This window comes from Achromobacter sp. (assembly GCF_050285585.1).
Lineage (GTDB): Bacteria > Pseudomonadota > Gammaproteobacteria > Burkholderiales > Burkholderiaceae_B > Achromobacter.
Genome location: NZ_JBLZXF010000070.1, coordinates 1 through 9,639, shown reverse-complemented (window position 1 = coordinate 9,639; position 9,639 = coordinate 1). Strand labels below are relative to the sequence as shown.

Genomic DNA, 9,639 nt, shown 5'->3' with positions numbered 1-9,639 from the left:
ATGAGCAACGAGCAGGAACACATAGAAGAGCACTCCTCCCCCATCAAGACCCCGAAGCAACTGATCGTCACGGTCGTACTGGCTTTCGTGGTTCCCATCGCCATCATCATCCTCCTGGTGAACATGGTGGCCACGGGATCCAAGGTAGGGGCCGGTTCAGACACGCTCTCCAACGAAGCCGTCGCCAAGCGCATCGCCCCGGTCGCGGGTTTCGAGCTTGTCGACGCCAACGCCCCCAAGGTCTTCAAGACCGGTGAACAGGTGTTCGCCGCCGTCTGTACGGCCTGTCACACCGCCGGCGTGGCGGGCGCCCCCAAGGTCGGCGACAGCGGCGCATGGGCGCCCTTCATCAAGGCCGGCTACGACGCCATGCTGAACGTGGCGCTGCACGGCAAGGGCGGCATGCCGGCCAAGGGCGGCAACCCCGCCCTGTCCGACTATGAAGTCGCGCGCGCCGTGGTCTACATGGCCAACAAGTCGGGCGGCTCGCTGCCCGAACCCGCCGCCCCGGCCGCTGAAGGCGACAAGAAGGAAGCCGAAGCCGCACCGGCTGCGGCTCCCGCGGCTGCCGCCGCGCCGGCCCCGGCGCCCGCGGCCGCACCGGCTCCGGCGGCGCAAGCCCCGGCTCCTGCCGCCGCCGCTCCGCAAGCCGCTGCCGCCGTCAACCCGGCTGGCGAAAAGCTGTACAAGAGCGTCTGCTTCGCCTGCCATGCCACCGGCGTGGCCAATGCCCCCAAGTTCGGCGACAAAGCCGCCTGGGAGCCCTACATCAAGACCGGCATGGACGCCATGGTGAAGGTTGCGATGCAAGGCAAGCCGCCCATGCCGCCCAAGGGCGGCGCGGCCGATGCCTCCGAAGACGACATCCGCGCAGCCGTGCAATACATGGTGAACGCCGCCAAGTAAGCCGGCGCCGCTCAAGCAAAAAGCCCCTCGAATGCAAATTCGAGGGGCTTTTTGCTTTTGGACGGCCGCAGCCGCGCGGTGTGGGCGCGAGACCCTCGGCGACGCAATGCCGGAGGTCTGCGCGCGCGCAAGTCCTCCTATGCGCCGGCCTTCGTCAGCGGCATGCCCAGCTGCACGCGGCGCTGCAGCCACAGGCTGGGGCGGTAGCGCGGGTCGCCCGTCACGCGCTGCATGCTCTTCAGGATTTCCAGGATGCGGTCGGCGCCCAGCTTGTCGCCCAGCGCCAGCGGACCGACCGGGTAGCCCAGGCCCAGCGTCACGGCCAGGTCGATGTCTTCGGGCGTGGCGATCTGCTGCTGCGCGATGTCGCTGGCGATGTTGACGATGGTGGCCACGATGCGCTGCGCGATGAAACCCGGCGAATCCTGGATCACCGTCACCGGCACGCCATCGGCGGCCAGCAGCGCGTGGGCGGCGTCGCGCCACTTCGTTTCAGTGGCGGGCGACACCATGACGGTGCGGCGCTTGGCGGCATCGAAGGCATACAGCGTGTCCAGGCCGACGGTGCGCGCCGCGTTCAGTCCCTGGGCGGAAACCGCCGTGGAGACGTCGTCGCCGAACGGCGTGACGACGATCAGGGCGTCGGCATCGGGCACGGATCCGGTCACCAGCGTGGCGCCCAGCTTCTCCAGCAGCGCCGTGGCGCGCGAATAACCCTCGGCATGCTTGGGACTGACCCAGACCTTCAGGTTGGCGGGCAGCGCCGGCACGGGCGGTTCGGCCGGCACCTGCTTCTGGCCGTCCGCGTAGACGTAGAAGCCTTCGCCCGCCTTGCGGCCGATCAGTCCGCCGGCCAGGCGCACGGTCGTGATGGGCGACGGGCGGAAGCGCGGCTCGTCGAAGAACTGGCGGTAGATGGATTCCATGACGGGGTGGGACACGTCCAGCGCCGTCAGGTCCAGCAGTTCGAACGGGCCCATGCGGAAGCCGGCCTGCTCGCGCATGACGGCGTCCACCTGGGCGAAGGTGGCCACGGCCTCCTGCGCCACGCGCAGGCCTTCGGTATTCATGCCGCGGCCGGCGTGGTTCACGATGAAGCCAGGCATGTCCTTGGCGCGCACGGGCGTGTGGCCCATGCGGCGGGCCAGCGCGGCCAGCGCGTCGCCCACCTCGGGCGCGCTGCGCAGGCCATCGATGACTTCCACCACTTTCATCAGCGCGACCGGATTGAAGAAGTGGTAGCCCGCCACGCGCTGCGGGCGCTTGCAGGCGGCCGCGATGGCGGTGATGGACAGCGACGACGTATTCGACGCCAGGATGCAGTCCTCGGACACCACGCCTTCCAGCGCGGCGAACAGGTCGCGCTTGACGTCCAGCCGCTCGACGATGGCCTCGACCACCAGTTGGCAGCCGGACATGTCCGTCAGGGCGGTGGCCGACTCCACGCGTTCCAGCGCGGCCTGCGCGTCGGCGGCGCTCAGCTTGCCCTTCTGGGCCAGCTTCTCCCAGGTCTGGCGCAGCGACTCGCGCGCGGCGGCGATGGCCTCGGCGCTGGTGTCGTACAGGCGCACGCGCAGCCCGGCTTGCGCCGCGATCTGCGCGATACCGCGCCCCATGGCCCCGGCGCCCACGACGCCGATGGTTTGAATCTCCGTCATCAACACTCTCCTGCCTATTGCCTATATTTGGATCGGACTCAGGGACGGCTTTGCGCCAGCGCCTGTATTTCTTCGGCCGACAGCCCCAGCCGCTCGGACAGGACCTGCCCGGTGTGCTCGCCCAGCATGGGCGGCGGACGGCGGTATTCGACCGGGCTGCCGGAGAACTTCAGCGGGCTGGCCGCCATCGGCACCTTGCCCGCGGCCGGATGGGGCAGCTCGCGTTTCATGCCGCGCGCGAGGACGTGGGGGTCCTCATAGACCTGGTCCAGCGTATTGATCGGCCCCGCGGGAACGCCCACGCCTTCGAGGGCGGCCAGCCAATGGTCGCGTTCGCCGGTGGCCATGCGCTCGGCCAGGAGCGGCACCAGCTCCGCGCGGTTCTTCACGCGCTGCGGGTTGGTCGAGAAGCGCGGATCCGCCGACAGCTCCGGCAGGCCGATCGCGCCGCAGTAATTGCGGAACTGGCTGTCGTTGCCCACGGCCACGATCAGGTGGCCGTCGCTGGCCGCGAACACCTGGTAGGGCACCAGGTTCTGGTGGGCGTTGCCGGCGCGCTTGGGCGCCACGCCCGAGGTCATGTAGTTGAGGTTCTGGTTGGCCAGCATGGCCACCTGGCAATCCAGCAGCGCCATGTCGATGTGCTGGCCCTGGCCGCTGCGGGAGCGTTCGTGCAGCGCGGCCAGGATGCCCACGGTGGAATACATGCCGGTCATCAGGTCGGCCACGGCGACGCCGGCCTTCTGCGGGCCGCCGCCGGGCAGGTCGTCGCGTTCGCCGGTGATGCTCATCAGGCCGCCCATTCCCTGGATCATGAAGTCATAGCCGGGGCGGCTGGCGTAGGGGCCGGTCTGGCCGAAGCCGGTGATGGAGCAGTAGATCAGGCGAGGGTTGATTTCCTTCAGGCTCTCGTAGTCCAGCCCGTACTTGGACAGGCCGCCCACCTTGAAGTTTTCCACCAGGATGTCGCTCTGCAGGGCCAGTTCGCGCACGAGCTCGGCGCCCCGGGGCGAAGCGATGTCCAGCGCCACGGACAGCTTGTTGCGGTTGGCCGACAGGTAGTAGGCGGCCTCGCTGGTGTCGTTGCCCTCCTCGTCCTTCAGGTACGGAGGCCCCCAGGCCCGCGTGTCGTCGCCCGAGCCGGGCCGTTCGATCTTGATCACCTCGGCGCCGAGATCGGCGAGGTTCTGGGTGCACCAGGGGCCGGCCAGGACGCGGGTCAGGTCGAGCACACGTATGCCGGTTAGGGGAGCGGGACGTTGCGACATCTGTAATCTTTTCGCTGGAAGTGAAATGAGAACGTCCGGCCCGCGGTTGCGCGCAAGCCGGACCGGATCGGCGTAGGTCAAGCTGGATATTAGCCCGGACGCGCGCTCAGGAATGCGCCTTGATCGTTTCGCGGGCGATCACGAGCTGCTGGATCTGCGAGGTGCCCTCGAAAATGCGGAACAGTCGCACGTCGCGGTAGAAGCGTTCCACGGCGTATTCGGACATATAGCCCGAACCGCCGTGGATCTGCACCGCGCGGTCGGCGACGCGGCCCACCATCTCGGTGGCGTACAGCTTGCAGCAGGCGGCCTGCATGGTGGTGTTCTCGCCGCGGTCGCGCATGCGGGCGGCATCCAGCACCATGCAGCGGGCGGCATAGAGCTCGGCCTGGCTGTCGGCGATCATGGCCTGGACCAGCTGGAATTCGGCGATGGGCTGGCCGAATTGCTTGCGCTCCAGGGCGTATTTCACGGCGTCGCGCAGCAGGCGGTCGGCAATGCCGACGCACAGCGCGGAGATGTGCAGGCGGCCCTTGTCCAGCACGCGCATCGACGTCCGGAAGCCATTGCCTTCCTCGCCGCCCAGCAGCGCGCTGGCCGGCACGCGGCAGTTGTCGAACACCACGTCGCTGGTCAAGGCGCCGGCCTGGCCCATTTTCTTGTCGGGCTTGCCGATGATCAGGCCCGGCGTGCCGGCTTCGACCAGGAAACACGAAATGGAGCCGGCTCGGCGTTCGGGCGCGGTGCGCGCCATGACGGAGAACAATCCCGCGATCGGCGCATTGGTGATGAAACGCTTGGTGCCATTGAGCACGTAGCTGTCGCCGTCGCGCACGGCGGACAGGCGCAGCGCCATCGCGTCCGAACCCGCATCCGGCTCGGTCAGCGCGAAGGAGCCGATCAGCTCGCCGCTGGCGAGCCTGGGCAGGTAGCGGCTGCGCTGCTCGTCCGTGCCGGCCAGCACGATGGCTTGCGAGCCGATGCCGATGTTGGTGCCCGCCAGCGAGCGGAACGCGGGCGACGTCTGCCCCAGCTCGAAGACGACGCGCACTTCCTCTTCCATGGTCAGGCCCAGGCCGCCGTAGTCCGGCGAAATGGACAGGCCGAAGAGCCCCAGGTCGCGCATTTCAGCGACGATGTCGGGGGGCACCTGGCCCTTCTCGGCCAGTTCGTCTTCGGCGGGAATCAGGCGCTCGTGCACGAAGCGGCGCACGGCGTCCAGCAGCAGGTTCAGGGTTTCGGTGTCGAGGGCCATGATGGAAGTCTCACAGGAAGAAGGCCGGGCGGGGCGGCGCGTTCAGGCGCGCATGCCGCCCACCAGTAAATCGAAATAGCCGGCGGCGATGCTTTCGGCGCTGTCGCCCTGGCCGGGCTTGTACCAGCGCACCATCCAATTCAGCATGGACAGCACGGCGCGGCCGGTGGCGGGCACGTCCAGCGGCCGGAATGCGCCCTCGGCGACGCCCTGGGCGATCAGTTCGCGCAGGCGCTGTTCGTAGCCGTCGCGCAGCCGGGCGGCGTCTTCGCGCTCGGGCAGCGCCATGCCGGAATAGCCGATCAGCATGGTGACGAACTCGGCATGGTGCTGTTCGAAGTAGCGCGCATGCCCCACCATGAAGGCGCGCAGCCGGGCCGCGCCGCCCTCGGCCCGGGCCACCTCCTGGCCCACCGTCTGCGTCAGGCCGCTGAGCACGCCCAGGATGATCGCGTCGTAGATATCCTGCTTAGTGGTGTAGTAGTGGTAGATGGCTGCCTTGGACACCCCGATGGCCGCGGCCAGGTCCGATACGGAACTGCCGTCGTAGCCGCTGCGGGCGAAGAGCTTGGCGGCCTCTTCCAGGATGCGTTCGCGCGGCGCCGCCAACGAGGGCGGCCGGCCGGCGCGGGCGCGTTTCTGGACGGGAGGGGCGGAGGTCGCCATGACAGCCTTTTTGAAGGGAGGCGCCCACGTTGCCGGAGGCTCGAACGAACCTCCATTGACAGCGCTTCGGCGCATGCCGTTTAATAAAGATTAATTAATTACCGGACGGTCGGTAGGTAATTATAGGCACACCCGCCGACGATGCTCAAGCCCTTCCTGGACCTTTTTCGCGACGACGCCCATGCCCCACTCTCTCGTGACTGATTTGTATGGCCAGATGTCCCTCCCGGTCATCTGCGCCCCCATGTTCATCGTGTCCAACCCGAAGCTCGTGGTCGCACAGTGCACGAACGGCATCGTGGGCTCGTTTCCGGCGCTGAACGCGCGCCCGCAGAGCCTGCTTTCCGATTGGCTGGACGAGGTCCAGGCCGGGCTGGCCTCGTACCGCGAAGCCCACCCCGGCGCGACCGTGGCGCCGTTCGCGGTCAACCAGATCATCCACAAGTCCAACGACCGCCTGGAACAGGACCTGGCCGTGTGCGCCAGCCACCGCGTGCCGCTGATCATCACCAGCCTGCGCGCGCCTGGCGACCTGGTCAAGGGCGTGCACGATTGGGGCGGCAAGGTCTTCCACGACGTAACCACCCTGCGCCACGCCGAAAAGGCGCTGGAGGCCGGCGTGGACGGCCTGATCCTGGTGTGCGCCGGCGCGGGCGGGCACGCGGGCACGCTCAGCCCCTTCGCCCTGGTGGCGGAGGTGCGCCGCTTCTATGACGGCCCGCTGATCCTGTCCGGCGCCATCACGTCCGGCGCGCACGTCCTGGCGGCGCTGGCCATGGGCGCGGACTTCGCCTATATGGGCACGCGCTTCATCGCCAGCGAAGAGGCCAACGCCAGCGAAGGCTACAAATCCGCCATCGTTGACGCCAGCGCCTCGGACATTCTCTATACGCCGTTCTTCACCGGCATCCCGGGCAACTACCTCAAGGCCAGCATCGCCGCCGCCGGCCTGGATCCGGCCAACCTGCCGCAGCCGGAGAGCGGCGCGTCGAATTTCGGTTCCACCCGGGTCAAGCCCTGGAAGGACATCTGGGGCGCCGGGCAGGGGGTGGGCGGCATCGCCAGCGTGCTGCCCACCCGCCAGATCGTCGATGCGCTGCGCACGGAATACGCGGACGCCAAGGCCCGCCTGGACGGCAGGTCCTTCGCATGAGCGGCGGGCTGAAAGTCGGCCGCGACGGCGCGGTCCTGACGCTGACCCTGGACCGCCCGGACCGCCGCAACGCGCTGGACATCGCCACGTATGCCGCGCTGACCGAGCAGCTGGCCCTGGCCAGCGCCGACCAGACGCTGGCCGCAGTGATCCTGACGGGCGCGGGCGCCCATTTCACGGCCGGCAACGACCTGCGCGATTTCCAGGCCGAGCGCGGCGCCGGCGACAGCGCGGGCATGCGCTTCCTGCGCGCGCTGACGACGACGGACGTGCCGGTCGTCGCCGCGGTCGAAGGCTATGCCATCGGCATCGGCGTGACCCTGCTGCAGCATTGCGATTTCGTCCACGTCGGGGAAGGCGCCACGCTGCGCATGCCGTTCGTGGCGCTGGGGCTCTGCCCCGAAGGCGCGTCCAGCCTGCTGATGCCTCGGCTGGCCGGCGCCCGCCGCGCCGCCGAATGGCTGTTGCAGGGCAAGGCGTTCTCGGCCCGGGAAGCCGTTGACGCCGGACTGGCCACGTCGGTCACGCCCGCCGGCCAGGCGCTGGCGGCCGCTCAGGCCACCGCCGCCGACCTGGCGCGGCAACCGCCCGCCGCGCTGCGCCTGACCAAGGCGATGCTGCGCCGCCCTGACCGCCAGGCGATCCAGGAAACGCTCGACTACGAAGCCCAGCAGTTCCGCGCCCGCCTGCAGACGGAAGAAGCGCAGGCGGCGTTCGCGAAGTTCTTCAAGAAGTAACTGGCTCAGAACGGCGAATCCGGCCGGAAGTTCGGCGCCCGACGCTCGCGCAGGGACTGGATCCCTTCACGCACGTCCGGGCCGCCGAAGCCCATGAACTCCAGGGCGAGCGAGGTATCGAAGCTGGGCCCCGCCATGCGCAGCCAGTTGTTCAGCGAGTACTTCGTCCAGCGGATGGCGGTCTGCGATCCGGCGGCCAGCTTGTTGGCCACGTCGAAAGCCCGGCCGATGAGTTCTGCCTCGTCCACGCAAAGGGACACCAGCCCGATGCGCTCGGCTTCCTCGCCCGTGACGGTTTCGCAAAGCATCAGGTAATACTTGGCCTTGGCCATGCCGCACAGCAGCGGCCAGACGATGGCGGCGTGATCGCCCGCCGTCACGCCCAGGCGCGTGTGGCCGTCGATGATGCGGGCATCGCGGGCGGCGATCGAGATGTCGGCCAGCAGGCCGGCCACCAACCCCGCGCCCACCGCCGCGCCGTGCATGGCCGAAACGATGGGCTTGTTGCAATTGACGATGTTGTAGACCAGGTCGCGGGCCTCGCGCCAGACGCGGGCGCGCACGTCGAAATCGTCCGCCATCTGCTGCACCAGGTCCAGGTCGCCCCCGCCCGAGAAGCCCTTGCCCTCGCCGCGGATCACCACCACCCGGGTATCCGGATCGGTATCGATGTCGCGCCAGATGTCGGCCAGCTCGCGGTGCATGCGGTCGTCTGCCGTGGACAGCTTGCCCGGCAGGCCGCCCTTGGCGCCCATGATCAGTTCCAGCACGCCGCCCGGATGCCGGCGCAGCTTCAGGGCCTCGTAGGCCGAATAGTGTTCCAGCGTAATGTCGCTCATTGTCTTCTCCGTTGTCTTCTCGATGTGGCGGGCCGAAAGCCGCTCCTTCCGGGCTGGCCCATCTCGGCGCACTATAGTGGATACCGCCCACCGAACCCCCCGATTCCTCCCGGAGCCTCAGCCCATGAACACCCTCGCCCCGCCCGCCGACGGCCAGATCGACCGAGCCGCCCTGCCCGCCCTGTTCGCCCGCCGCGGAACGGACACGCACAAGGGCAGTTTCGGCACTGTCGGCGTGGTGGGCGGCGGCCCCGGCATGACCGGGGCGCCGCTGCTGGCCGCCCGGGCGGCACTGAAGACCGGCGCGGGCAAGGTGCTGGTCGGCTTCGCCCAGGAAACCGCGCCCATGGCCTGCGACCCGCTGCAGCCCGAACTCATGCTGCGCGACGCCCGTTCCTTGCTGGAGGACGACTGGGGCGTCACGGCCTGGGTGGCGGGCTGCGGCATAGGCACGGGCATCCTGGCCGCCAATGTGCTTTCCGAATTGTTCGTGCTGCGCCGCGGAGCCCCGCTGGTGCTGGACGCCGACGGCCTGAACCTGCTGGCGCGCGGAGAGATCCAGCCCAGCTGGGGCGCGGGGCCGGTCGTGCTGACCCCGCATCCGGCCGAGGCCGGGCGCCTGCTGGGCTCCGGCGCGGCGGACGTCCAGGCGGACCGGATGGGAGCCGCCCGGGAACTGGCCCGGCGTTACCGGGCCTGGGTCGTGCTGAAGGGCGCCGGCACCGTAGTCTGCTCCCCGGAGGAGGAGCTGCGTGTCAACACCAGCGGCAACCCGGGGCTGGCCACCGCCGGGACGGGCGACGTCCTGGCCGGCATGCTCGGCGCTCTGATCGCGCAGAAGCTGCCTCTGGACCAGGCCGTGGCCGGCGCGGTGTGGCTGCACGGGGCGGCGGCGGACGCGCTGGTAGCCCGGGGCATCGGGCCCATCGGGCTGACAGCGGGGGAACTTGCCGATGCCGCACGCGGGCTACGCAACGGCGCCCCGGAGAGCGGTCGCCACAGGGAAAACGGCCCGGCACGCCCCTAAGTGCCTGTCAAATAAACATTTTTACAACATACTAGGGTTTACCCTAGAAAAGACATTGCTTTTATCCTAGGGTTATCCCTATAATGGTTTACCCCATGACGAAACGGACTGGAGAAAGCCATGAGCGAAC

Annotated in this window: 9 protein-coding genes; 4 read left to right on the top strand and 5 right to left on the bottom strand. The window is 68.8% G+C overall.

Annotation, left to right across the window (positions count from 1 at the left end; genetic code table 11):
• Window positions 1-906 (top strand): c-type cytochrome (locus ACN6PJ_RS30650; protein ID WP_427999416.1); only part of this gene is annotated, 906 nt, incomplete at its 5' end.
• Window positions 907-1,043: 137 nt separating this feature from the next.
• Here ACN6PJ_RS30650 and ACN6PJ_RS30645 read toward each other — a convergent pair.
• The 4 genes from ACN6PJ_RS30645 to ACN6PJ_RS30630 all read right to left on the bottom strand — a co-directional run bounded on the left by ACN6PJ_RS30645 (window position 1,044) and on the right by ACN6PJ_RS30630 (window position 5,753).
• On the bottom strand, window positions 1,044-2,564 hold the full coding sequence (locus ACN6PJ_RS30645; protein WP_427999415.1) for a 3-hydroxyacyl-CoA dehydrogenase: 1,521 nt from the start codon (window positions 2,562-2,564) through the stop codon (window positions 1,044-1,046).
• A 38-nt stretch (window positions 2,565-2,602) separates the two neighbouring features.
• Window positions 2,603-3,832: a CaiB/BaiF CoA transferase family protein gene (locus tag ACN6PJ_RS30640; protein WP_427999414.1), complete on the bottom strand. Its 1,230-nt coding sequence runs from the start codon at window positions 3,830-3,832 to the stop codon at window positions 2,603-2,605.
• A gap of 106 nt (window positions 3,833-3,938) precedes the next feature.
• Window positions 3,939-5,087, bottom strand: a complete 1,149-nt coding sequence (locus ACN6PJ_RS30635; RefSeq protein ID WP_427999413.1) for an acyl-CoA dehydrogenase family protein — start codon at window positions 5,085-5,087, stop codon at window positions 3,939-3,941.
• A gap of 42 nt (window positions 5,088-5,129) precedes the next feature.
• Complete coding sequence (locus ACN6PJ_RS30630; protein ID WP_427999412.1) at window positions 5,130-5,753, bottom strand: TetR/AcrR family transcriptional regulator; 624 nt, start codon at window positions 5,751-5,753, stop codon at window positions 5,130-5,132.
• 181 nt (window positions 5,754-5,934) lie between these two features.
• Between ACN6PJ_RS30630 and ACN6PJ_RS30625 the strand changes: the two genes are divergently transcribed.
• Entirely contained in the window at window positions 5,935-6,906 is a 972-nt protein-coding gene (locus ACN6PJ_RS30625; protein ID WP_427999411.1) for an NAD(P)H-dependent flavin oxidoreductase, read from the top strand.
• Window positions 6,903-7,643 carry an enoyl-CoA hydratase-related protein gene (locus tag ACN6PJ_RS30620; RefSeq protein WP_427999410.1) on the top strand — a complete coding sequence of 247 codons (741 nt, stop codon included), beginning with the start codon at window positions 6,903-6,905 and terminating at the stop codon, window positions 7,641-7,643. The genes ACN6PJ_RS30625 and ACN6PJ_RS30620 overlap by 4 nt, the downstream gene beginning before the upstream one ends.
• A gap of 5 nt (window positions 7,644-7,648) precedes the next feature.
• On the opposite strand, the gene ACN6PJ_RS30615 is transcribed toward ACN6PJ_RS30620, so the two are convergent.
• Entirely contained in the window at window positions 7,649-8,482 is an 834-nt protein-coding gene (locus tag ACN6PJ_RS30615) for an enoyl-CoA hydratase/isomerase family protein (protein ID WP_427999409.1), read from the bottom strand.
• A gap of 124 nt (window positions 8,483-8,606) precedes the next feature.
• Here ACN6PJ_RS30615 and ACN6PJ_RS30610 point away from each other — a divergent pair, with 124 nt between their 5' ends.
• On the top strand, window positions 8,607-9,509 hold the full coding sequence (locus tag ACN6PJ_RS30610; protein ID WP_427999408.1) for an NAD(P)H-hydrate dehydratase: 903 nt from the start codon (window positions 8,607-8,609) through the stop codon (window positions 9,507-9,509).
• Window positions 9,510-9,639 lie beyond the last annotated feature (130 nt).